The sequence below is a fragment of the Sphingobacterium endophyticum genome (genome assembly GCF_009733535.1).
Taxonomy (GTDB): Bacteria; Bacteroidota; Bacteroidia; order Sphingobacteriales; family Sphingobacteriaceae; genus Sphingobacterium; species Sphingobacterium endophyticum.
In genome coordinates this window covers 62,326-84,358 of the sequence record NZ_SMMI01000011.1, presented here as the reverse complement: position 1 = coordinate 84,358, position 22,033 = coordinate 62,326, and the positions used below count along the sequence as shown (strand labels likewise).

The 22,033-nt window shown below is 36.2% G+C and carries 23 protein-coding genes; 13 read left to right on the top strand and 10 right to left on the bottom strand.

Features of this window, described 5'->3' with window-relative positions; genetic code table 11:
- Nucleotides 1-7: 7 nt before the first annotated feature.
- From E0Y80_RS14170 to E0Y80_RS14155, 4 genes are read right to left on the bottom strand one after another with little or no spacing between them, the layout of a single operon-like run.
- Complete coding sequence (locus tag E0Y80_RS14170) at nt 8-706, bottom strand: phosphoadenylyl-sulfate reductase (protein ID WP_156308327.1); 699 nt, start codon at nt 704-706, stop codon at nt 8-10.
- Nucleotides 690-1,283, bottom strand: a complete 594-nt coding sequence (locus E0Y80_RS14165; protein ID WP_156308326.1) for a precorrin-2 dehydrogenase/sirohydrochlorin ferrochelatase family protein — start codon at nt 1,281-1,283, stop codon at nt 690-692. Before E0Y80_RS14165 ends, E0Y80_RS14170 begins: the two co-directional genes overlap by 17 nt.
- The gene (gene cobA / locus E0Y80_RS14160) at nt 1,283-2,050 is read right to left on the bottom strand and encodes a uroporphyrinogen-III C-methyltransferase (RefSeq protein ID WP_156308325.1); all 768 of its coding nucleotides are present in this window, start codon (nt 2,048-2,050) and stop codon (nt 1,283-1,285) included. The genes E0Y80_RS14165 and cobA overlap by 1 nt, the downstream gene beginning before the upstream one ends.
- Nucleotides 2,051-2,067: 17 nt before the next feature.
- Nucleotides 2,068-4,173 carry a HEPN domain-containing protein gene (locus E0Y80_RS14155; protein WP_156308324.1) on the bottom strand — a complete coding sequence of 702 codons (2,106 nt, stop codon included), beginning with the start codon at nt 4,171-4,173 and terminating at the stop codon, nt 2,068-2,070.
- 146 nt (nt 4,174-4,319) lie between these two features.
- On the opposite strand from E0Y80_RS14155, the gene E0Y80_RS14150 reads away from it, so the two are divergent.
- Genes E0Y80_RS14150 through E0Y80_RS14135 form a run of 4 tightly spaced genes read left to right on the top strand, consistent with a single transcriptional unit; the run spans nt 4,320 to nt 7,813 of the window.
- Entirely contained in the window at nt 4,320-5,318 is a 999-nt protein-coding gene (locus E0Y80_RS14150) for a PstS family phosphate ABC transporter substrate-binding protein (protein WP_156308323.1), read from the top strand.
- Complete coding sequence (gene pstC, locus E0Y80_RS14145; protein WP_231596054.1) at nt 5,278-6,198, top strand: phosphate ABC transporter permease subunit PstC; 921 nt, start codon at nt 5,278-5,280, stop codon at nt 6,196-6,198. Before E0Y80_RS14150 ends, pstC begins: the two co-directional genes overlap by 41 nt.
- Nucleotides 6,195-7,049 carry a PstA family ABC transporter permease gene (locus E0Y80_RS14140; protein WP_156308322.1) on the top strand — a complete coding sequence of 285 codons (855 nt, stop codon included), beginning with the start codon at nt 6,195-6,197 and terminating at the stop codon, nt 7,047-7,049. Before pstC ends, E0Y80_RS14140 begins: the two co-directional genes overlap by 4 nt.
- Nucleotides 7,004-7,813 carry a phosphate ABC transporter ATP-binding protein gene (locus E0Y80_RS14135; protein ID WP_156308321.1) on the top strand — a complete coding sequence of 270 codons (810 nt, stop codon included), beginning with the start codon at nt 7,004-7,006 and terminating at the stop codon, nt 7,811-7,813. The genes E0Y80_RS14140 and E0Y80_RS14135 overlap by 46 nt, the downstream gene beginning before the upstream one ends.
- 71 nt (nt 7,814-7,884) lie before the next feature.
- Here E0Y80_RS14135 and E0Y80_RS14130 read toward each other — a convergent pair whose 3' ends face one another.
- A complete protein-coding gene (locus tag E0Y80_RS14130) occupies nt 7,885-9,381 on the bottom strand; it encodes a dicarboxylate/amino acid:cation symporter (RefSeq protein ID WP_156308320.1) in 1,497 nt (498 codons plus the stop codon).
- Between the two features lie 252 nt (nt 9,382-9,633).
- The gene (locus tag E0Y80_RS14125) at nt 9,634-9,984 is read right to left on the bottom strand and encodes a 4Fe-4S dicluster domain-containing protein (RefSeq protein WP_156308319.1); all 351 of its coding nucleotides are present in this window, start codon (nt 9,982-9,984) and stop codon (nt 9,634-9,636) included.
- Nucleotides 9,985-10,143: 159 nt separating this feature from the next.
- Between E0Y80_RS14125 and E0Y80_RS14120 the strand changes: the two genes are divergently transcribed.
- The 5 genes from E0Y80_RS14120 (at nt 10,144) to dnaJ (ending at nt 13,930) form a co-directional block, all read left to right on the top strand.
- Nucleotides 10,144-11,160, top strand: coding sequence for an acyl-CoA reductase (locus E0Y80_RS14120; protein ID WP_156308318.1), 1,017 nt, complete (start codon nt 10,144-10,146; stop codon nt 11,158-11,160).
- A gap of 60 nt (nt 11,161-11,220) precedes the next feature.
- Nucleotides 11,221-11,424, top strand: a complete 204-nt coding sequence (locus tag E0Y80_RS14115; RefSeq protein ID WP_156308317.1) for a fructose-6-phosphate aldolase — start codon at nt 11,221-11,223, stop codon at nt 11,422-11,424.
- A gap of 5 nt (nt 11,425-11,429) precedes the next feature.
- Complete coding sequence (locus tag E0Y80_RS14110) at nt 11,430-12,113, top strand: cell division ATP-binding protein FtsE (protein ID WP_394350245.1); 684 nt, start codon at nt 11,430-11,432, stop codon at nt 12,111-12,113.
- A gap of 134 nt (nt 12,114-12,247) precedes the next feature.
- The gene (locus E0Y80_RS14105; RefSeq protein WP_156308315.1) at nt 12,248-12,769 is read left to right on the top strand and encodes a nucleotide exchange factor GrpE; all 522 of its coding nucleotides are present in this window, start codon (nt 12,248-12,250) and stop codon (nt 12,767-12,769) included.
- Nucleotides 12,770-12,778: 9 nt separating this feature from the next.
- Nucleotides 12,779-13,930, top strand: a complete 1,152-nt coding sequence (gene dnaJ / locus E0Y80_RS14100) for a molecular chaperone DnaJ (RefSeq protein ID WP_156308314.1) — start codon at nt 12,779-12,781, stop codon at nt 13,928-13,930.
- A 501-nt stretch (nt 13,931-14,431) separates the two neighbouring features.
- Here the strand turns inward: dnaJ and kdsA are convergent.
- Nucleotides 14,432-15,247 (bottom strand): 3-deoxy-8-phosphooctulonate synthase, encoded by an 816-nt coding sequence (gene kdsA, locus E0Y80_RS14095; RefSeq protein WP_156308313.1) that lies wholly within the window; start codon nt 15,245-15,247, stop codon nt 14,432-14,434.
- Between the two features lie 7 nt (nt 15,248-15,254).
- On the bottom strand, nt 15,255-17,444 hold the full coding sequence (gene recQ / locus E0Y80_RS14090) for a DNA helicase RecQ (protein ID WP_156308312.1): 2,190 nt from the start codon (nt 17,442-17,444) through the stop codon (nt 15,255-15,257).
- A gap of 109 nt (nt 17,445-17,553) precedes the next feature.
- Between recQ and E0Y80_RS14085 the strand changes: the two genes are divergently transcribed.
- The 4 genes from E0Y80_RS14085 to E0Y80_RS14070 all read left to right on the top strand — a co-directional run bounded on the left by E0Y80_RS14085 (nt 17,554) and on the right by E0Y80_RS14070 (nt 20,882).
- Entirely contained in the window at nt 17,554-18,519 is a 966-nt protein-coding gene (locus E0Y80_RS14085) for a KpsF/GutQ family sugar-phosphate isomerase (RefSeq protein ID WP_156308311.1), read from the top strand.
- A gap of 112 nt (nt 18,520-18,631) precedes the next feature.
- Nucleotides 18,632-19,006: a DUF1573 domain-containing protein gene (locus E0Y80_RS14080; RefSeq protein WP_156308310.1), complete on the top strand. Its 375-nt coding sequence runs from the start codon at nt 18,632-18,634 to the stop codon at nt 19,004-19,006.
- A 143-nt stretch (nt 19,007-19,149) separates the two neighbouring features.
- Nucleotides 19,150-20,349, top strand: a complete 1,200-nt coding sequence (locus tag E0Y80_RS14075; protein ID WP_156308309.1) for a pyridoxal phosphate-dependent aminotransferase — start codon at nt 19,150-19,152, stop codon at nt 20,347-20,349.
- A gap of 239 nt (nt 20,350-20,588) precedes the next feature.
- A complete protein-coding gene (locus E0Y80_RS14070) occupies nt 20,589-20,882 on the top strand; it encodes a hypothetical protein (protein ID WP_156308308.1) in 294 nt (97 codons plus the stop codon).
- Between the two features lie 46 nt (nt 20,883-20,928).
- Here the strand turns inward: E0Y80_RS14070 and cmk are convergent, their stop codons facing one another.
- The gene (gene cmk / locus E0Y80_RS14065; protein ID WP_156308307.1) at nt 20,929-21,612 is read right to left on the bottom strand and encodes a (d)CMP kinase; all 684 of its coding nucleotides are present in this window, start codon (nt 21,610-21,612) and stop codon (nt 20,929-20,931) included.
- Between the two features lie 6 nt (nt 21,613-21,618).
- Nucleotides 21,619-22,032, bottom strand: a complete 414-nt coding sequence (locus E0Y80_RS14060; RefSeq protein ID WP_156308306.1) for a hypothetical protein — start codon at nt 22,030-22,032, stop codon at nt 21,619-21,621.
- Between the last annotated feature and the right edge of the window lies 1 nt (nt 22,033).

The following is a 22,033-nucleotide window of genomic DNA, read 5'->3' as shown; positions in this document are numbered from 1 at the left end:
AAACTAATTATTTATGTGTTACATGTAATCCACACTCCTTCTTCGATTTATCTTCCCACCACCATCTTCCGGCGCGGAAATCTTCACCTTCTTGTACCGCCCGGGTACATGGCTGACAGCCTATACTAACAAACCCTTTATCATGCAATGGATTATAGGGTACGAAATTATCTTTAAGGTATTTTTCAACGTCAGATAATGTCCAGTTATATAAAGGATGAATCTTAATGATTTGGTTTGCATCATCCCATTCAATAAAATCCATTTGATCTCTATTTTGTGATTGTTCAGATCTTATACCCGTAATCCAAATCTGGTATCCTTTTATGGCCCGTTTCAATGGTTCAATTTTTCGGATATAACAACATTCCTTTCTGTCATCAACAGAGTTGTAGAAACTAGATGGACCTTTTGTTTCCAAAAGCTGTTCAACAGACTTTGTTTCAGGATAATAAGCTTTAATCTTAAGCTTATATAAATCCAGAGTTCGGTTCCATACATAATATGTTTCTGGAAACAAACGACCTGTATCAAGGGTAAAAATTGAGATACTCGATTTAGCTTCAGCAATTAAATGAGTAATTACCTGGTCCTCGATACCGAAAGACGTTGAAAAAATTGCATTAGATCCAAAATGCTGGTCTATATAGTGAATAATCGACCTTGCATCAGCTCCTGCTAAATCTGCTTTAATTTGCTCGATCATATTCATTTTGTTTAATTAATTGCTCAGTATGTGCGTTTAATACCGCGATTTTATCCTTTAAATCTCCGTTGATTTGATTTCTTAAATCTGACATTAGATTTAACGTTTCATCAATTTCCTCAGGCAATAAGTCATTCAAGAATTCCTTTAATCGCTTAGCAATAGTCGGTGACTTACCATTGGTTGAAATTCCGATCTTCAAATTACCTTTCTGTACTACCGATCCCAGATAAAAATCACATAAGGAGGGTTTATCTGCAACATTCAATAAAATATGGTGTTCTGCACACAGCTCTCTAACATAATTGTTGAGCTTAGGGTTATTTGTAGCAAGAATCACTAACTGTTTTTCGAACAAATCAGTTGCCGAGAAAGAACGTTTATACAGTTGTATTTGTGGTTTATCGGAAATGAATTCATAGAACTCATCAATTACATGTTCAGCAACGACTTTTACATTTGCATTAGGTGAATTTGCAATAAGAGCTTGAATTTTTTCCAAACCTACAGGACCAGCCCCCACTAGCAAGGTTTCAATCTGGTCTAATTTTACATAAATTGGAAAAAGCGTATTCATTAAGATTCTAAAAATTGAAGTTCTTGTTTCACTATTTCAAATTCCAAGTGTTTTGCAACCACCTCACCCAATACAATGATTGCGGGCACGCCAATTGCAGAAGCTTCCGCTTTCTGAAGAATATCCTCTACCCTGCCTAACACGATCTTTTCATTGGGAAGAGATCCATTCTGAATCAATGCAATAGGTAAATTCCCTTTCCCGTTTTCTTTATATAACTCAATGATTTGGTTTAATTTAGCAAACCCCATTAAAACTACTACTGTAGCATTTGTATTCACTGCAGTATATAAATCTTCTGAGAGAAATCCTGCTTTTGTAGCGCCTGTAATCACCCAGAAAGATTCGGAAATACCTCTATAAGTCAAAGGTATTTGTTGAAGTCCAGTTAAGCTGATTGATGAAGATAAACCCGGCACTACTGCAGTAGGAATATTGAATTTTCTAACATAATCTATTTCTTCTCCACCACGTCCAAAAACGAATGGGTCACCGCCTTTCAAACGCACTACATGTCCATGCGTCAAAGCATAATCGACCAATAGTTGATTGATTTGTTCCTGTGATGTAGAAAGTTGCTCTGCTCTTTTACCAACATAAATCTTAGTACAATTTTCAGAAGCTAAATCTAAAAGCTCTTCATTAACGAGCGCATCATATAAAATTACATCGGCTTTTTGGATGGCTTTAATCCCTTTTAAGGTTATTAGATCTGGATCGCCCGGTCCAGCACCCACCAATGTTACGAATGGTTTAATTTCCTTCATTACTTTCTTCTCCTCTCTTATTGATTTACTACACGCCATTCTTCCCTACGATCTTTAGCTTCAAAGCAGAAAGCTTTGGCTTGTAATAAATAGGTCTTTGCGAATTCCTCAGAAGGCTCGTATTTATTGATTTGTAAAACTCGGTCAGCAAATGATGATGGAAACTGAAATTGTTCAGCATTTACATAATGATTATCAAATTCCTGAATAACAGCAGTTTGTGTTGATACATTTAATCCTTTATCAAGAAGCAATGCCTTAGCGGTCCAAACAAATGAACTATAAGCGTGGTAAATAGCATCCGCATATTGTTGCTTTTCAATTGCCAATTCTGCCAATTCAATTTTTTCTTCCGCTTCCAATAATAGAGTTGCAACTAAATCGATGACAACGCCCGCACATTCCCCTACACCGATTGCGGTTTCAAAACTTTCTTCATGACCCCAGTCAATATGCTCATCAGGAGTTAAGTTGCCCAATTCTGCTAAGGGTTTTAATAACCTATAAAAATGGTCTTTTCCAAGTTGCTCATAATAGTTTAGAAAATTCTGATCTTGTTGTTTATTTGCTTTAAAATCAGCTAAGATAACATCAACAACCTGAAGCACACGTTTCGTAGGAACCTTGATCACACGTTCAGCCACTTTTCCCTTGCCATCGCCCAATGTACCTCCTCCAATCATCACTTGAGCTGCAGGAACTACATTTCCATTAACTTTTACTGAACTACCATGGAAACCAATATGTGCCAGACCATGTTGTCCACAAGAATTCATACAACCTGAAATCTTAATTTTTAATTCCTTTTCCTTGATGAAATCTTGGTGAAATTCATGGATATAGTTTTCAAGGACTCTAGCCATTTCTGTAGAATTAGAAATACCTAGGTTACAAGTATCCGTTCCTGGGCAGGTTGTAATATCCGCGGTACTATCGTAGCCAGGCTTCGCAAAACCCAAACTCAATAATACATTATAAATTGCAGGTAGAGATTCAGGCCTTGCATATTTAAACAATAGATTTTGATCTTGTGTAATTCTGATATCATCAGCAATAAGATTTCTTAATCCATCGACAAGAATCCTTGCTTTTTCGGTAGAGATATCACCCGTCTGAATATTGGCATATACGCCGTAGAATCCTTTTTGCTTTTGTTCGAAGGTGTTGGTGGATTTCCATAATTCAAATCCAAGAAGGTCATGAGGAATAACTTCCTCAGAAATTGTATTAGGAGCTGCCGGTTGCTTAATAGCTTCCCTATCCACAAGTACTATTTTATTTTTAACAGCAATCTTTTCTTCTTCAATTAGATTAAGGACAGTTTCAAGACCTAACTTTTGAACCAAATATTTAAATCTAGCTTTGTTACGGTTATTTCTTTCACCATTACGGTCAAAAACACGTAATGTAGCCTCTATGTAAGGAATAAATTCATCCTCATGTAAAAATTCATAAACTTCATGAGCAAGAATTGGTTGAGCCCCTAAGCCACCGCCAAGCATGACTTTAAAGCCTCTTTCTTCCTTGCCGTTAACAACCCGGATTTTTGGAATGAATCCAAAATCATGAATGTAAGAGAATGCCGTATCTTTATCACTAGAAGAGAAAGACATTTTGAATTTTCTACCCATTTCAGCACATACAGGATTTCTCAAGAAATATTCGAATGTTTTTTGCGCATAGGGAGAAACATCAAAAGGTTCATCAGGATCAATTCCAGCAGCTGGAGAAGCCGTTACATTACGTACGGTATTTCCACAAGCCTCCCTGAGTGTAATATCATCTTCAGCTAATTTAGCCCACAATTCCGGCGTTTTATCCAAGCTAACATAATGAATCTGTATATCTTGTCTGGTAGTTAGATGAAGGTTTTTGCTGGCATACTCATCAGAGATATCCGCAATCTTCAGAATCTGTTTAAAGGTAATTTTTCCAAAAGGAAGCTTTATCCTGACCATCTGTACACCGGGCTGACGTTGGCCATACACTCCCCTAGCCAATCTTAAAGATCTGAACTTTTCTTCAGGAAGTTCACCTTGTTGATAAGCTCTGATTTTTTTCTCTAGTTCTATAATTTCCTGCGCTACTACAGGATTTTCCAATTCTGTCCTAAAACTCTGCATTCTCTCTTCTATTATTAAAAAGGTAACTAAACACCCTTTTGATTAGGTTATCGTTAATGTTTCTTTGACAAATGTATAAAATAATTATAAAATAACTATACAAAGTCTACCAAATTACTATATATTTGTGTAATTAATTGAAACAGATGCTCAAAAAACACCATAAAACATTATTTAAATCATTAATAATTAGCGTGTTAATACTTTTTGTAACATTTTCTTGTTCGCCGAAAGTTGAACAAGGATATGATAAAGAAAAGGGATATATCGGTACAATTTCCATTTCCGGGGCATTTGCTTTATACCCTTTAGCGGTTTTATGGAGCGAGGATTTTAAGAAGATACATCCAAATGTGCGATTTAATATTTCGGCTGGAGGTGCAGGAAAAGGAATTTCAGATGTATTGTCCAATATGGTTGACATCGGCTTAGTTTCAAGGGATTTACACCCAATTGAATTAGAAAAGGGCGCCTTACCTATTGTTGTTGCCAATGACGCAGTAATTGGAACGATAAATAGTAATCATCCAAATATCAGCTCATTATTAAAAAGAGGTTTGAGCCAAGAAGAGCTCAAAGGGATTTTTGTAACTGGAAAAATAAAAAAATGGAGCGATCTGGATCCGAGCTTTGTTTCGAAGAATATTGAGGTCTATGTAAGATCCGATGCTGCAGGAGCAGCAGAAACCTGGGCTAAATATTTTGGAGCATCTCAAGAAGATTTACAAGGGATTGGAATTTTTGGAGACCCTGGACTTGCGCAAGCAATAAAAGATAATCCATTATCGATTGGTTTTAATAACGTCAACTATGTTTTTGACCTTAAAACTAAAAAGACGACCGATCATATTTCTGCATTACCATTAGATTTAAATGCAGACCATAGAATTGAACCTGCCGAGGATTTTTATACTGATTTAGACAGTTTAACAGCTGCTATAGCACAAAGCAAATATCCATCACCACCGTCAAGGGAATTGATGTTTGTTTTGAATAAAGATCATAACTCAAAGTTGCTACAAGAATTTGTAAGATTTGTTATGACAGAAAAGCAACAGGGATATTTATTAGAAAATGGTTTTGTTCCGTTGGAAAAAGAATTAATTGAAAAAGAAAGCAAAAAACTTATTGCCAGTGAATTATAGACTTATAAAAGATTTAGTAATAAAGAACCTCTCGGGCGTTCTCTTGGGTATATGTTTATTGGTAATCATTGCAATTGTCATAGGATTAAGCATTAAATCGGAGCCATTAATCTCCACGGAGTCCTTATGGAATATTTTAAGCAGTAGTGTTTGGTCACCTATGAAGGGCAATTTTGGTTTTTTACCTTTTATAATGGGGACGGTTTGGGTAACCTTGATATCACTAGTTATTGCGGTTCCATTGTGTTTGGCTGCTTCAGTTTACCTTGTGGAATATGCCGGAAATCGATTAAGGAACTTTGTTTTGCCATTGGTCAATGTTTTGGCGGCTATTCCACCCGTATTATATGGTGTTTGGGGCGTTTTGTTTGTCGTGCCGCTAATAGGAAATTACATAGCTCCCCTTTTTGGCATCAGCACAACAGGTTACTCTGTTTTTTCAGGAGGCATTGTACTAGCGGTTATGATTTTTCCGATTATGGTGAGCATTATGGTTGAGGTACTGCAAACAATCCCTAAAGAATTGAGATCAGTATCCTTATCCTTAGGCGCAACTAAACTTGAAACCATTCAGCAGGTTGTTCTTAAAAAAGCAAGACCCGGCATTATGGCGGCTATAGTTCTAGCTGTATCCAGGGCATTTGGTGAAACGATCGCGGTATTGATGGTGTGTGGAAACATCCCTAAAATTCCTCAATCCATATTTGATGCTGGCTATCCACTTCCGGCATTGATTGCAAATAATTTTGGAGAAATGATGTCTATCCCACTTTATGATTCGGCCTTGATGTTTGCGGCCTTATTACTATTCATCATCATATTGGGATTTAATTTGATTTCAAGGGGTATACTTAAGAGAATGGAGGCAAAAAATATATGAGCAATATAAACAGACGATTAAGGAAAGAGCGAATTGCTAAGATATTGATGCAGGCTTCGGGAATAATTATTACCGGCTCCTTATTCTTTATCATCGGTACCATTCTCTATAAAGGTCTTCCCTACCTCAGTTTGGATATGATCACCAAAACTCCACAAGGGGGATTTTATATTGGTAAAGAAGGCGGGATATTGAATGCAATCCTGGGTTCACTTTATTTAGCCGGTCTGTCGACTTTTCTAGCAACACTTATTGGTATACCAATCTGTCTTTATTTAAATATCTATAGCAAAAAAGGATCTAGAATAAGCAGGTTTTCCAAACTTGTCTTTGATGTGCTCTTTGGAATTCCTTCTATCGTTTATGGTGCTATTGCATTTAGTATTATGGTTTGGTTGGGAGTTCGTGCATCCCTTATTGGCGGTGTCATTACCATTACCTTGTTGACTATTCCGATTGTGGTAAGAACTATAGACGAATTGATACAGACGATTCCTACAGACCTTAACCATGTGACCACCTCATTGGGAGCAACACGTTGGGAATCGGCTAAGGTTCTATTAACCTATATTAAACCAGGTTTGTTTACGGCAATTTTACTGGCATTTGGCAGGGCGATTGGAGATGTAGCCGGAGTTTTATTGACGACAGGATTTAGTGACAATATTCCGGTTTATTTAGATGAGCCGACAGCAACATTACCATTAGCTATATTCTTTCAACTGAGCAGTCCTATTCCTGAAGTTCAAGGAAGAGCATATGCATCAGCATTGATTTTAACATTCATTATTTTATTTATCGTAATATGTACGCAATACCTAGCATCGAGACAGAAAAAACACAAAGTATAATCCATCAGGTAAATCCACATATACAGATAAAAGATTTAAATGTATATGTAGAGGATCAGCATATTTTAAAGAACATTAACTTAGAGATACCCAACAATTGTATCACTTCGATTATTGGTCCATCAGGATGTGGAAAGACTACATTATTAAAAACACTTAATAGATTATTGGACGATTCCACGGAAGTGAAAGTGACAGGTTCTGTTCTGGTCAATGGTGAAGATATTTACGGACCAGATGCCGAGGTTACCCATATTCGAAAAAAGATGGGTTTGTTATCACAGAAACCCTTTCCTTTACCCATGTCCATCTTTGATAATATTGCATATGGGCCAAAGATTCATGGAAATAGGGACAAAAAATCATTACAAGCAATTGTGGAAAGGCAGTTAAAAAATGTCGGTCTGTGGGAGGAAGTTAAGGATAGGTTGGACAGTTCTGCCAGTAAACTATCGATTGGTCAACAACAAAGGCTATGTCTGGCAAGGGGCTTAGCGGTAGAGCCTGAAATTATACTTGGAGATGAATCAACATCGGCCTTAGATCCCATTTCTACTCAGGTTATCGAGAATTTACTGATTCAACTAAAACAAGATTATACGATTGTTCTTGTAACACATATCCTCCGTCAAGCAAGAAGGGTTTCCGATTATATCCTATTCCTTTATAATGGCGAGGTTGTGGAATTTGGGAGGTCTGAAGATATATTATTGAATCCTCAGAATGAAATTACGCAACAGTATGTTAAGGGATTTATTTCATAATTCATATAGATAGAAAAAGGGAGCGATTTTAATTAATCGCTCCCTTGTTTTTATAAAGTATTTTTAATTTTTTAGGATCTATTTTCTCCTTCAGGACCTTCCTCGATAACTTCGGTAATTTCCTTTAATCCATCCTCATCGGAATCTTTTCTAAAAGGAGCTGCTTCATCAAACTCGCCTTCCCACTTTGCAACTACAACAGTTGCCAAACAGTTACCAATCACATTCACAGAAGTTCTTGCCATATCCATCAATTCATCTATACCAAGGATAGCAGCAATTACAAAGACAGGTAAGCCGAATTGGTCAGCTGTTGCGATCAAAATAATTAAAGAAGCTCTAGGTACTGCAGCCACACCCTTAGAAGTAATCATTAGGGTAAAAGCGATCATCAGCTGTTGTCCGAAGGACAAATCAATTCCTGCTGCCTGGGCAACAAAAATAGATGCTAATGATAAATATAATGAAGTACCATCTAAATTAAAGCTATAGCCAGTTGGAATTACAAATGAAACTATTTTTCTAGGCACACCAAATTTTTCCATGGCGCTCATTGCCTTAGGAAGCGCTGCATCTGAACTCGTTGTTGCAAACGCGATGGATACCGGTTCTTTAATAGCATTAACAAACTGTTTAACTGGAATTTTGAGGTAAAGAGCGACCGGTAATAATACGAATCCTAAGAAGAAAATTAACGCCAAATAAAGGGTTGCAAGGAGCATAAATAAGTTTTTGAGAATATCGACTCCTAGATGTCCGACGGTATATGCCATTGCGGCCCCTACCCCTATTGGGGCAAAGAGCATGACCAAATTGGTAAACTTAAACATGGCCTCTGAGAGAGATTCTGTAAAATCTACAAAAGGCTTTCGTTTCTTTTCATCCACCATGGCTAGTCCGATACCGAATATTACGGCAAAGACCACAATTTGAAGTACTTTATTTTCGTAAACAGATTTTACGATATTTTCAGGAAATGTATCTCTAAAGAAAGAGGTAAATTTATATAACCAATGTGCGCTTTCGTCAATATGTTCTAATGCGACTTTATCTGCATCAGAAATAGCAGAGGTTTTAGGAAGTTCCTCATGCGGCATATGTTCGATATCGATTCCAACACCTGCTTGTGTTAAGTTGATAGCACCTAGTCCAATAAAAATGGCACATGTAGTTGCACAGAAGAAGTACAACATGGATTTCCATGCCATACGGCCAACCTGTTTCAGGTCAGAATGTCCTGCAATACCAAATACTAAAGTAGAGAACAAGATAGGACCAACGATGGTTTTCACCAATTTTATGAATCCTTGGCTTAAAGGCTGTAAGGCCTTCGCAACATCAGGAAAGTCGAGTCCAACGAAGATACCCAGCACCATACAGGTTAAGATCCATGTGGTCAGGCCTTTTCGAACGATTGCATTCCAAATAAGTACAATTGCCGTAATCCAGCGCACGGCCATCATAGCAGCAGGAGGAATTGGAACAAGATCAAATTCGTAAAGCAAGGTAAGAATGGAAGCTATTGCAACAGTAAAAAGTAGAATATATCCTGTAGTTTTTTTAGACATGCAGATTTATTAGGGGGTTATTTATTTCTTATTTTCATTTTTTAGACGAACAAAAATAAAAAATTAGAGCTGCAAACCAAATAATTTACAGCATTGTATTCAAGGAATGACAATTATTCTATTAATTATTGACCACAAAACATGAATAAAGACAATATTAATAATCGAAATAGAGGAAAAAATAAATTATAAAATAAATAAACAAAAAAACCACCCTTAACTTAAGGATGGTTTTGATATCTTATTATTTGATTATTCAGCGTGCAACCAAGCTTTTTTAGCTAGAAGCTCATCTTCGGTTTCACGTACATCTTCATCATCAATACAACAATCTACAGGGCATACCGCTGCACATTGAGGTTCATCGTGGAAACCTTTACATTCTGTACATTTATCGGATACGATATAATATACTTCATTAGAAATTGCTTCCTGTGATTCATTGGCATCTAGTGTAACACCATCGCCAAAGTCTATTATTCCATCTAATGCTGTACCATCAGAAAATTTCCAGCTAACTCCAGCATCGTAAATTGCATTGTTTGGGCATTCCGGTTCACATGCTCCACAATTTATACACTCGTCAGTAATTTTAATTGCCATTTATGTCCTTACAATAAAATATTAAACTAATTTTGCAACTCAAAGTTAGTACTATTGATATATACTCAAAAATAAAAGTATACAAAATTAGTAGTTATTTACTTTGATATGGCAAATATACGGCAAAAAAACTACAGAATAATTCTAAATAGTAAGATTTTGAAAAAAGAACAAAGAATAAATGCATTCGTAAAACTGGGTGAATTGTTAGATTCAGTGGAATTTAAGAACGATTCTTTCCTTGAATCGTTGGTTCATAAGAATGCATGGTATACCCCATCAAATGTAAAGCAACAGATACAGGCAATTGCCAATAATCTAAAGAAAGAGAAATTGGAGAATTGGTTAAAGGATGTTCCAAACCATAGCATTCAAAAATCTGTTGGATTAGTTTTAGCCGGGAATTTACCGTTGGTAGGGTTTCATGATATCATGACGGTTCTATTGGCTGGCTTTGTGGCAAAGATTAAAGTATCTTCAGATGATGCGGGACTTACCAAATTTATCTTAGACAAGTTGTTGTTAATAGACCCAGATTTTAAGGACAAGGTATTATTTGTAGAAAAATTAGAAAATTATGATCTCGTAATTGCGACTGGCAGTAATAATTCAGCGCGGTACTTCGAATATTATTTTGGGAAAAAGCCACATATTATCCGTAAGAACAGGAATTCACTATCCGTTTTGACGGGTAATGAGTCAGATCAAGAATTGAACGGATTAGGCCATGATATTTTTGATTTTTTTGGGTTGGGTTGTCGATCAGTTTCTAAGCTATTTATTCCCCGGGGCTATAACATAACCCGTTTGATGGAAAATCTTGAGTCCTTTCATGAGATTAAAAATCATAGTAAATACAATAATAATTATGATTTTAATAAATCTATTTATTTGATCAATAAAAACAAGCATTTTGACAACGGCTTTTTATTGTTGAAGGAAGATGAAAACCTAGCTTCTCCCCTTGCAGTTGTACACTTTGAGTATTATGACAGATTAGAAAGAGTTGAAGAATTCATTATTGTTCATTCAAATGAAATTCAATGTATAACGACTGATGCAGATTTATCCAACATTGATGTTCCGGTATTTCCATTAGGCGCGAGTCAACATCCTACTCTTGATGATTATGCAGATAATGTGAACACATTGGCGTTTTTATTAGCGAACCAATAATTAGCATTTATTGTCGTTATATGATTATGAATTCGTAAAAAGTTATAATTTTGTTTGACTATGTATGTAATCAAGGTTAAAGGTGTTGCAAAAATTCCGGACTATGTCCAATTACGGGATGATGCATTTACACTTTTGGCATATTTCCGCGTGGATAGGCCAGACAAATCATTAGATAAAATCGGTCTTGGAGATAAAGCGGACTATATTATGGAAGTTGTCCGCGAATTGCCATTTGGCCAAATAAAGAAAATCGACTTATAAATATTATGGGAGAAACAAATACGGTTATAAAACTAAAACATGTAGATATCTATCAACAAAAGCATCTGGTTTTATCAGATGTCAGTCTAGATATCGCTCAAGGAGAATTCTTATATTTAATAGGTCAATCAGGATCGGGTAAGAGTAGTTTGTTAAAGATCATCTATGGTGATCTGTACATTGCTACGGGAGAGGGTATGATTGCAGGCTTTGATCTTAAAAAGTTGCACGAGAATGATGTACCCTATCTAAGAAGGAAACTTGGGATTGTATTTCAAGATTTTCATTTATTGAATGACCGTACCGTTGAGAAGAACCTTGAATTTGCTTTAAAGGCTACAGGTTGGAAGGAAAAGGCACTGATAGAGAATAGAATAATCGATGTTTTAGAAAAAGTTGGTTTACGTTCGAAATTAAAGAAAATGCCGCATGAGTTATCAGGCGGTGAGCAACAGCGTGTTGTAATTGCAAGGGCATTGTTAAACAATCCGGAAATCATTTTAGCTGATGAGCCAACAGGAAACTTAGACCCGGCGACATCTGAGGAGATTGTTTTATTATTACGTGATATTGCAGCATCAGGGACTGCCGTTTTAATGGCGACACATGATTACCAAATTATAAGAAATATGCCTGCCCGCATCTTAAAAACTGCGGACGGAGGGCTTCATGACAATGTCAGTATCTAATAGCTGACATTTAAGATTTAATCCGACATTTTTGCTAGTGGTTCATTGAAACACTGACAGCATGTCGGATTTTTTGTGTTGGCAAAAATTTTGTTGATATGCGAGTTAAGGTTAAAAATACAATACTATAGGAGATGATAAACGAGAACGAGAATATTCAAGACCCAGAGATGAACAATTCGGAGGAAAATGCGGAGCAAGGCTCAGCAATAACTGAAGAACTTAGCAATAAATTGAATGAATCAAATGACAAATACGCTCGTTTGGTTGCTGAATTTGACAATTACAAGAAAAGGACAGCAAAAGAAAAGATTGATTTGATGCAATCTGCTGGAAAAGATGTCATTCTAAAATTATTACCTGTAGTGGACGATTTTGATCGTTCATTAAGTTTTATGAAAGATGTACCTTCTGACGATCCGATGAAGCAAGGTATAGATCTAGTATATCATAAATTGAAAAAAACAATAGAACAACTTGGTGTAAAGGAAATCGATGTGTTAGGACAACCATTTGATCCGGAATATCAAGAAGCTATTACTCTTATACCTTCACCTACCCCAGATTTAAAAGATAAAGTTATTGATGTTATTGAAAAAGGATATACATTAAATGACAGTGTTATCAGATTTGCAAAAGTAGTTGTAGGCCAATAAATATAAAAGATGTCAAAAAGAGATTATTACGATGTCCTAGGGGTCAGCAGAACGGCAGAAGTAACAGAGATTAAAACATCCTATCGTAAGTTAGCTATCAAGTACCATCCGGATAAGAATCCTGGTGATAAAGAAGCTGAGGACAAATTCAAGGAAGCTGCAGAGGCTTATGAAGTATTAAGTAATACTGAAAAGAGAAGGCGCTATGACCAATTTGGCCATGCAGGGAATTCTGCATCCGGCTATGGTGGTGGCGGAATGAATATGGATGACATCTTCAGTCAATTTGGAGATATATTCGGTGGCGGCAATCCTTTTGAGAGCTTTTTTGGTGGAGGAGCCGGAGGTTCACGTGGCGGACGTCGAGTTCAACGCGGTACCAACCTTCGCATAAAGGTTAAACTTACTTTAGAGGAAATCGCTAAAGGAGTTGAGAAGAAAGTAAAAGTAAATAAACAAATTAAGTGTAATACATGTGACGGTACAGGTGCGAAGGATAAGAACTCATACCATACCTGTAACACATGTGGAGGTTCAGGTTCAGTAAGGCGTGTTACCAATACGATATTGGGCCAGATGCAAACGACTAGTACCTGTCCTACTTGTAACGGCGAAGGAGTTGAGATCACTGCTAAATGTACATCCTGTAAAGGTGAAGGCTTAGTTCGTGGCGAGGAAACAATCTCAATCAATATTCCAGCAGGCGTTAGTGAAGGAATGCAACTTTCCATGAGTGGTAAAGGAAATGCAGCACCTCGAGGTGGTATCCCCGGAGATCTAATTATTTTGGTTGAAGAGGTGCCTCATGAAACTCTTAAACGAGATGGCATCAATGTAATTTATGATTTATATGTAAATTTTGCAGATGCTGCATTAGGTACAAGTGTTGAAATACCGACGATTGACGGCAAAGCAAAAATAAAGATTGAACCTGGAACCCAAGGTGGCAAAATATTGAGACTTAAAGGAAAAGGTTTGCCTGAGGTAAATTCATACCATAAGGGTGACCAATTGGTTTATGTCAATGTATGGACTCCTAAAACGGTTTCAAAGGAAGAGAAAGAATTATTGGAGAAACTTAAAAATTCGGCAAACTTCAAACCTCAACCAGGGAAAAGTGAGAAATCATTCTTCGAGAGAATTAAAGAGTATTTTGAGTAAGAGACGTTAGACATAAGACATAAGACATAGACGTAATAGGTATGTCTGATAGATAGGAAAAAGGCTTGGAGTGTTCCAAGCCTTTTTTGGTTTTGTAATTTTAGGATATTTTGAGATGAGTGGACAGTTGTTTAAATTTTAGGATATTTTGAGATGACTGGAAAATTGTATGAAGTTTGAAATATGTCACACCTACGGCGTTGAATTCTACTATCTAAAATAAATTTCTATAGACATTGCATCCCTACGGGATTCATTGGATATTCCATCCCTCCGGGATTTGACAAATATATTATCCTGATGGGATTTGAAAATATGCTTCCAAACAATTGCTTTACTAATGCAATAAGAGTTTGATAAAAAAGTGGTTTAGGGGATTGTATTTCCTAAACCACTTTTAAGTATTTTTTTACAAAAATGACATAACAATCAAACCGGTCAACTCAATTTAGGGATGGACAACTATCTCGGCTCTAATGTCTTATGTCTTATGTCTTATGTCTAACCTACCGCCTCTCTAATTCTCACTAATTTTTCAAGGAGACCTTCAAGAAGGTCAAGATGAAGCATATTAGCTCCATCGGATTTAGCGTTTGCGGGGTCTGGGTGGGTTTCGATGAATAATCCGTCAGCGCCGACAGCAATTGCTGCCTTAGCGATGGTTTCAATCAATTCTGGTTTTCCGCCTGTAACACCTGAACTTTGATTCGGTTGTTGTAATGAGTGAGTACAGTCCATGACAGTTGGTACATTAAAAGATTTCATTACAGGAAAACCTCTAAAGTCAACGATAAGGTCTTGATAACCAAAAGTATTACCGCGGTCAGTCAATATCACTTTATTATTTCCAGAATCTTGGACTTTCTCGACAGCAAATTTCATGGATTCTGCAGATAGAAATTGTCCTTTTTTAATATTTACGACTTTACCCGTTTCAGCAGCAGCAGCTAAAAGGTCAGATTGTCTACATAGAAACGCTGGAATTTGCAGAACATCCACATAGGCAGCAGCCATTGCAGCTTCATGACTTTCATGAATATCAGTGACCGTTGGGACACCAAATGTAGCACCTACTTTTTCCAGAATCTTCAATGCTTTTTCATCGCCTATTCCAGTAAAAGAACTACCCTTAGATCGGTTAGCTTTACGATATGATCCTTTAAAAATATAAGGGATGTTTAACTTATCTGTGATATTTACGATTTTATCAGCAATGCGTAAAGCTATTTCTTCACCTTCAATGGCACATGGTCCTGCCATTAAGAAGAATGAAGTGGAATTGCCATTTTTAATATTTGGCAAATATGTATTAATCATATAATTTTTAATTACCTAGTTCCGACATAAATTTGATGCGCATCAATTGAATATCTTCAAAGGAATAATCCTCCTCACCCAATTCATCCAATGCAGTTTCTATAGCATCATTCTCAGCAGTTTTAAAATAATCATAAACTTCATCTTGGCGATCCTGATCGATCATTTCATCAACGAAATAACCAATATTAAGTTTTGTGCCTGAGTTTACGATTGATTCAACTTCTCTTAATAAATCCTCATAGCTAATTCCTTTAGAAGAAGCAATATCTTCTAAACTAATTTTTCTATCGATATTTTGAATGATAGAGACCTTTAAAGCGGACTTATTTGCTGTACTCTTAATAACAAGGTCCTGAGGTCTGTCAATATCATTATCTTCGACGTATTTTTTGATCAGCTCAACAAATGGCGCCCCAAATTTGATTGCTTTACCTGAACCTACCCCTTGGATTTGCTTAAGCTCATCAATGGTTATAGGATAATGAGTACACATTTCATCCAATGAAGGATCCTGGAAGATTACGAATGGAGGCAAAGATTTTTGCTTGGCAATCTTCTTTCTAAGATCTTTTAGCATTTTCAAAAGCTCAGCATCCAAAGCACCAGCCTGACCAGAAACCTCATCTGAACTATCAGATTTTGCGGTTTCCATTGGCTTGTTCAGCAAAAACTTCATAGGATAAGGATTATTAATATACCTCTTCCCTCCTTCAGTTAACTGTAATAAGCCATAATGATCTATATCTTTCTTGATAAAATCAGCTAATTCAGCTTGTCTGATTAAAGAATTCCAATAGTTAATTCCTTGTTCTTTACCTGATCCAAATAAGGGATGTGTATCGTGTTTGTATTTAGAGATCGGTTGATTATTTTGACCAATCAATACATTGATAATGTGCTGATCATCAAACTTATCACCCTGTTCTTTAATAAAATTTAAGACTGTCAATAGTGGTTCTTCCGCATCCAGATATGTTTTTGGAGCCCTACAGTTATCACACATCGAATTACAACCAGTTTCATCGAATTTTTCTCCAAAATAATGAAGAATCTGTTTCCGACGACATACAGCTGATTCAGAGTAATCAATAACTTCTTTCAATATTTGGGTACCGATTTCCTTTTCGGAAACGGGTTTATCCTTCATGAACTTGGTGAGTTTCTCGACATCCTTTTCAGAATAGAATGCTAAACAGTAACCTTCGCCACCATCACGTCCTGCCCTACCCGTTTCTTGGTAATACCCTTCCATGGATTTCGGAATGTCATGATGAATAACATATCTCACATCAGGCTTATCGATTCCCATTCCGAATGCGATTGTTGCTACGATCACTTCGATATCCTCCATTAGGAATTTATCCTGCGTATCAGCACGAGTTTTGGCATCTAATCCAGCATGATAAGGTAATGCTTTGATTCCATTGATATTCAATACCTCAGCAATTTCCTCCACTTTTTTGCGACTTAGGCAGTACACAATTCCCGCTTTGCCGGCATTATTTTTTATAAAGCGAACGATCTGTTTAATAACATCTTCTTTAGGTCGAACTTCATAATATAAGTTAGTTCTGTTAAAAGAAGATTTAAACAAGGTAGCATCGGTCATCTGCAGATTCTTTCGAATATCAGACTGTACTTTTGGTGTAGCCGTTGCTGTTAGAGCTATGATAGGGATATTCTCACCGATTTCATTAATTACCTGGCGAATTTTACGGTATTCAGGTCTGAAGTCATGTCCCCATTCTGAAATACAGTGAGCTTCATCGACAGCAACAAAAGATACGGTAATACTTCTTAAAAAGTTTACATTCTCTTCTTTTGCGAGCGATTCAGGCGCAACGTACAATAGTTTGGTTTTACCATCCTGAACATCCTGCTTGACGCGTTGGATTTCATTTTTAGTGAGGGATGAGTTCAAAAAGTGGGCAATGCTATCTCTGCCACCAAAAGCTCGAACTTGGTCGACTTGGTTTTTCATTAGGGCAATAAGCGGCGAAATTACGATTGCAGTTCCTTCACTCATAAGAGCGGGTAACTGATAACAGATAGATTTTCCACCACCGGTAGGCATGATTACAAAAGTATCTTTCTTATTCAGAACATTTGTAATAATGGCTTCCTGATCGCCTTTAAAAGTATCGAACCCAAAAAAATCTTGAAGATTATCGAAAAGTGATTTTTCTATTTCCATTGACTATGCAAAATAAATAGATGTAATAACGGTATGAATAATACGTGTTAAATAATGTATTTTTGTAGCGAACACATCATATTTATATATAAAATTAAGGAAATATTACGTGAAAAACAATATAGATATCAAATCGTTGGCGCAGAGCACTTTTGAGCTAGAAGCAGCCAATGTATTGGCTCTATCGGAAAAAATCGATACTGACTTCGTGGGAGTTATAGAGAAGATTTTGGACCTTAAAGGAAGAGTGATTTTAACAGGTATTGGTAAAAGTGCGATCATAGCACAAAAGATCGTAGCAACACTAAATTCAACGGGAACACCATCTATTTTCATGCATGCCGCAGATGCGATACATGGGGATTTAGGCATTATCCAATCCGATGATTTGATTATTGCTATTTCAAAAAGTGGCAATACACCTGAGATTAAAGTTTTAGTTCCCTACCTTAAACAGACAGGCAATATTTTAGTAGCCATGGTAGGAAACAAACAATCCTTCCTAGCAGAAAATGCTGATTATATCTTAGACACAAGCATCACACGGGAGGCCTGTCCCAATAACCTTGCTCCGACCACCAGTACCACGGTACAGTTGGCCATGGGCGATGCAATTGCAGTGTGTCTACAAACATTACGACAATTTACGGATCAAGATTTTGCCAAATACCATCCAGGAGGGGCATTAGGAAAGCAACTTTATTTAAAAGTTGGAGATCTATCAGATAACAATGGACTTCCTAAAGTAGATCCGACTTCTGACGTTCGGACGGTATTAATTAGCATTACAAAATTTAGGTTAGGAGCCACTGTAGTTGTAGAAAACAATAAGATATCCGGAATTATTACGGATGGGGATATTCGAAGAATGCTCGAAAAACATACGGATGTTTCAGGTTTAAATGCAAAAGAAATCATGTCTTTAAATCCAAAAACTATAGAACGCAGTGAATTGGCCGCAAATGCCCTGCATTTGATGAGGCAAAATAGCATATCCCAATTAGTGGTAACATCTGAGGGTCAATATGCTGGTATCATTCACCTTCAGGACATTCTTAAAGAAGGGATTATTTAGAATTTAGATTGTAAAATTGTTGTTGAATTATTTCAATTTATTGTCAAAGAATCGTATTCTTATAAAAATGGTCTTAGATTTGATTAAGTAAAGCAACGAAAAAATTGAAACAATGAAAAAGATTACAAGCATATGTGCAGTAGTGATTGCATTTATTAGTTTAACTGCGATGGGAATGTTGACGTCAGAATTTAAATTTGAGAAGGAAACACATGACTTTGGTAAAATTCCATTGAATAAACCAGTTTCTTACGAGTATAAATTCACAAATTCTGGTGACGAACCTATTATTATTTCAGATGTACAACCTACATGTGGATGTTCAGTAGCGGAATTCACAAAAACTCCGGTAAAACCAAGTGAAGGTGGAACTATTAAAGTGACTTTCAATGCTGCGGCAAAAGGTCCATTCACAAAGTCATTTATTGTAAAATCAAATACAAAAACTCCTGTTAAAACGCTTACAATCAAAGGTATCGTAGAATAAGGATTAGGAAATATATTTAAGATTTGAAATCTTAAATACTATGAAATAAGAAAGCCAAACAAGATGAGTTTGGCTTTCTTATTTTAGGACAAGCACAGTTTTATTTGTACTTTTGTAAGGATAAAAAACATAATTAAATTATAATGCCAACTATTTCTCAAAAGGGCATCAACATGCCCGCCTCCCCTATTAGAAAACTAACTCCATTTGCAGATCAGGCAAAGCGAGAAGGGAAAAAGATCTATCATTTGAATATTGGCCAACCTGATATCGAAACGCCAGAAATCATGTTGAATGCTTTAAAAAATATCGAATTTAAAGTATGGGCTTATACACCGTCAGAAGGGACTTTATCGTATAGAACTAAATTAGCAGAGTATTATAATAAAATTCACTATAACATCACTCCAAATGATATTCTTGTCACAAATGGAGGATCAGAAGCTATTACGATAGCTATGCAGGCCTGTTTAAATCCTGGTGAAGAGGTAATTATTCCAGAACCCTTTTATGCGAATTATAATGGGTTTGCTTGTTCATCAGATATTATTGTTAAACCCATTATGTCAACAATAGACAATGGATTTGCACTACCGTCTATAGCAGACTTTGAGAAGGTAATTACTGAGAAAACAAAGGCAATTGCTATTTGTAACCCCAATAATCCAACGGGATATCTATATTCCAGAGAGGAGCTTGAAGCCTTAAAAGAGCTTTGTTTAAAGCATGACCTATATTTATTTTCAGATGAGGCATATAGAGAATTCTGCTATGATGGCAGGGAATTTATTTCCCCTATGCAATTAGAAGGATTAGAAGAATATGTTGTTGTATTTGACACGGTTTCGAAGCGTTATTCTGCATGTGGAGCACGTATTGGCTGTATCATTACGAAGAACAAGGAATTATATCAAACAGCATTAAAGTTTGCGCAAGCGAGGTTAAGTCCATCATTAGAGGGGCAAATTGCCGGTGAGGCTGCGGTTGATACGCCAGATAGTTACTTTGAAGCTGTTTCAAAAGAATATACTGCGAGAAGAGATACACTAGTTGAAGGCTTGAATAAAATTGAAGGGGTCTTCTGTCCGAATCCAGGTGGCGCATTTTATGTTATTGCGAAACTACCGATAGATAATGCTGATAAATTCTGTCAATGGATGTTGGAGAAATTCTCATATCATAATGAAACAGTCATGATGGCACCGGCAACGGGGTTCTATTCGACTCCAGGAGCTGGATTGAATGAGGTTCGTTTAGCATATGTCCTAAATCAAGAGGATCTTAAAAAGGCAATGACCTGCCTTGAAAAAGGATTGGAAGAATATCCCGGAAGAACAAAATAATTAAACACTATCAATACTAAAAGCCGTATTCAAATTTTAATTTGGATGCGGCTTTTTTTATGGATTTCGAAAGTCTTTACCTCTTATTCAATGAAAAAATCTTTATTAATAATATAGATTTTATTAAATAGATACGTTAATAAATAAATACATCTAATTGATATTCTATGATTTATAAATAAAATACAACAATTATTAAACTAATGCGTTTATATAGTATAAACTAATGAAGAATATTTATGGATAAATTAAAGAAATTCGAATTAATGGAGAAAATATCCAGAGAATTAGAGGACATTAGAAATAGCCAGCAGGCTGTTTTAGAGAAAATTGCTAAAGTTGAAATTGATAATATAGAATTGGGAGATAAAACAATAGAAACAAAAATCCCTGAAATCTATCAACGTACAGCAGACAATTCTGAAGCTATTCTGGAGATCCTGAATTCCTTCCAAGAAAAAACCGATGAGTTTGGAAGCAAAAATAATATCGATCAATTGAAAGAACAACAAGAGATTGATAATATGAAATAATGGAAATGGCCTCGAATGAGGCCATTTTTATTTTGTATTCAATGCCCTAAGCTTGGGGCATTTCTATTTTTTGTTTGACGAGGTCAATTACAAATTTTAATTGTTCTTCCTGATTTAATTCAGAGTTATCCAATACAATTGCATCATCTGCCTGACGAAGTGGACTTTCAGCCCTGGTACTATCAATATGATCCCGATGGGAAAGATTTTCCTTTACTTCTTCCATGGTCAATACTTCTCCTTTGGCAGATAATTCAGCAAATCTTCTTTCGGCTCTAACCTGAGGACTAGCGGTCATGAATATTTTCAGGTCTGCATTTGGAAAAACAGTAGTTCCAATATCCCTTCCATCCATAACGATATTGCGTTTTTTTCCTAATGCTTGCTGTTGTTTCACCATTGCGGTTCTGACAGCTTTAATAGCACTAACCTCACTTACATATTCGGAAACTTCCATTGTTCTGATTTCTTCAGAAACATCGATTCCATTCAATAATATTTGAGTTTTTTCAGGATTAGGTATAAAATCTATGTGTATATCGTCCAATGCTTTAGTAATAGCATCATTATCATTGATATCGATGTTATTTTGCTGAACGTATAAAGTGACTGCTCTATACATCGCTCCACTGTCAATAAAGACATAATTAAGGTTCTTTGCGAGAGCTTTTGCTACTGTGCTTTTACCACAAGAAGAGAATCCGTCGATTGCAATTACAAAATTTTTCATAGGAAATTAATTAACCCCTCCGATCATCACTCCAGGTTTATTAACAATTGGGATTTTAATTAGATTTTCATCCACAATACTTTCCGGTAGAAACACGTATTTTTTATCATATATGGTCCCATCAATATAATAGCTTACCCAGTATTCATTTGTTAATCCAAATACCTGGGGATCGATAGCTTCAATTTTTTGGGAGGATAAAGAATCCATGTCACCGATAAAGTGTCTTAAAGTGGTTGTTTTTACATCTCTTCCATCCTTTTGACCATAACCTCTAGAGGAAACTAAAACATTCTGAATCTGCTTATCTTTTTCATTAACAAGGTACACATTCCAAACTTTCGAGGTTGGAGTTTCTGTTTCCAGTACTATCGCTACTGAAATATCTTCAACAATATTTAAAGGCAGATCCTTTTTCATA

Excerpts from the sequence above, each read along its gene's own strand:
- E0Y80_RS14170 (WP_156308327.1), bottom strand. The coding sequence starts at position 706 with ATGATCGAGCAAATTAAAGCAGATTTAGCAGGAGCTGATGCAAGGTCG.
- dnaJ (WP_156308314.1), top strand. The coding sequence starts at position 12,779 with ATGTCAAAAAGAGATTATTACGATGTCCTAGGGGTCAGCAGAACGGCA.
- E0Y80_RS14075 (WP_156308309.1), top strand. The coding sequence starts at position 19,150 with ATGCCAACTATTTCTCAAAAGGGCATCAACATGCCCGCCTCCCCTATT.
- E0Y80_RS14115 (WP_156308317.1), top strand. The coding sequence starts at position 11,221 with ATGTATGTAATCAAGGTTAAAGGTGTTGCAAAAATTCCGGACTATGTC.
- E0Y80_RS14105 (WP_156308315.1), top strand. The coding sequence starts at position 12,248 with ATGATAAACGAGAACGAGAATATTCAAGACCCAGAGATGAACAATTCG.
- E0Y80_RS14165 (WP_156308326.1), bottom strand. The coding sequence starts at position 1,283 with ATGAATACGCTTTTTCCAATTTATGTAAAATTAGACCAGATTGAAACC.
- kdsA (WP_156308313.1), bottom strand. The coding sequence starts at position 15,247 with ATGATTAATACATATTTGCCAAATATTAAAAATGGCAATTCCACTTCA.
- cmk (WP_156308307.1), bottom strand. The coding sequence starts at position 21,612 with ATGAAAAATTTTGTAATTGCAATCGACGGATTCTCTTCTTGTGGTAAA.
- E0Y80_RS14110 (WP_394350245.1), top strand. The coding sequence starts at position 11,430 with ATGGGAGAAACAAATACGGTTATAAAACTAAAACATGTAGATATCTAT.
- E0Y80_RS14140 (WP_156308322.1), top strand. The coding sequence starts at position 6,195 with ATGAGCAATATAAACAGACGATTAAGGAAAGAGCGAATTGCTAAGATA.
- recQ (WP_156308312.1), bottom strand. The coding sequence starts at position 17,444 with ATGGAAATAGAAAAATCACTTTTCGATAATCTTCAAGATTTTTTTGGG.
- cobA (WP_156308325.1), bottom strand. The coding sequence starts at position 2,050 with ATGAAGGAAATTAAACCATTCGTAACATTGGTGGGTGCTGGACCGGGC.
- E0Y80_RS14125 (WP_156308319.1), bottom strand. The coding sequence starts at position 9,984 with ATGGCAATTAAAATTACTGACGAGTGTATAAATTGTGGAGCATGTGAA.
- E0Y80_RS14130 (WP_156308320.1), bottom strand. The coding sequence starts at position 9,381 with ATGTCTAAAAAAACTACAGGATATATTCTACTTTTTACTGTTGCAATA.
- E0Y80_RS14135 (WP_156308321.1), top strand. The coding sequence starts at position 7,004 with ATGTACGCAATACCTAGCATCGAGACAGAAAAAACACAAAGTATAATC.
- E0Y80_RS14080 (WP_156308310.1), top strand. The coding sequence starts at position 18,632 with ATGAAAAAGATTACAAGCATATGTGCAGTAGTGATTGCATTTATTAGT.
- E0Y80_RS14060 (WP_156308306.1), bottom strand. The coding sequence starts at position 22,032 with ATGAAAAAGGATCTGCCTTTAAATATTGTTGAAGATATTTCAGTAGCG.
- E0Y80_RS14150 (WP_156308323.1), top strand. The coding sequence starts at position 4,320 with ATGCTCAAAAAACACCATAAAACATTATTTAAATCATTAATAATTAGC.
- E0Y80_RS14070 (WP_156308308.1), top strand. The coding sequence starts at position 20,589 with ATGGATAAATTAAAGAAATTCGAATTAATGGAGAAAATATCCAGAGAA.
- E0Y80_RS14155 (WP_156308324.1), bottom strand. The coding sequence starts at position 4,173 with ATGCAGAGTTTTAGGACAGAATTGGAAAATCCTGTAGTAGCGCAGGAA.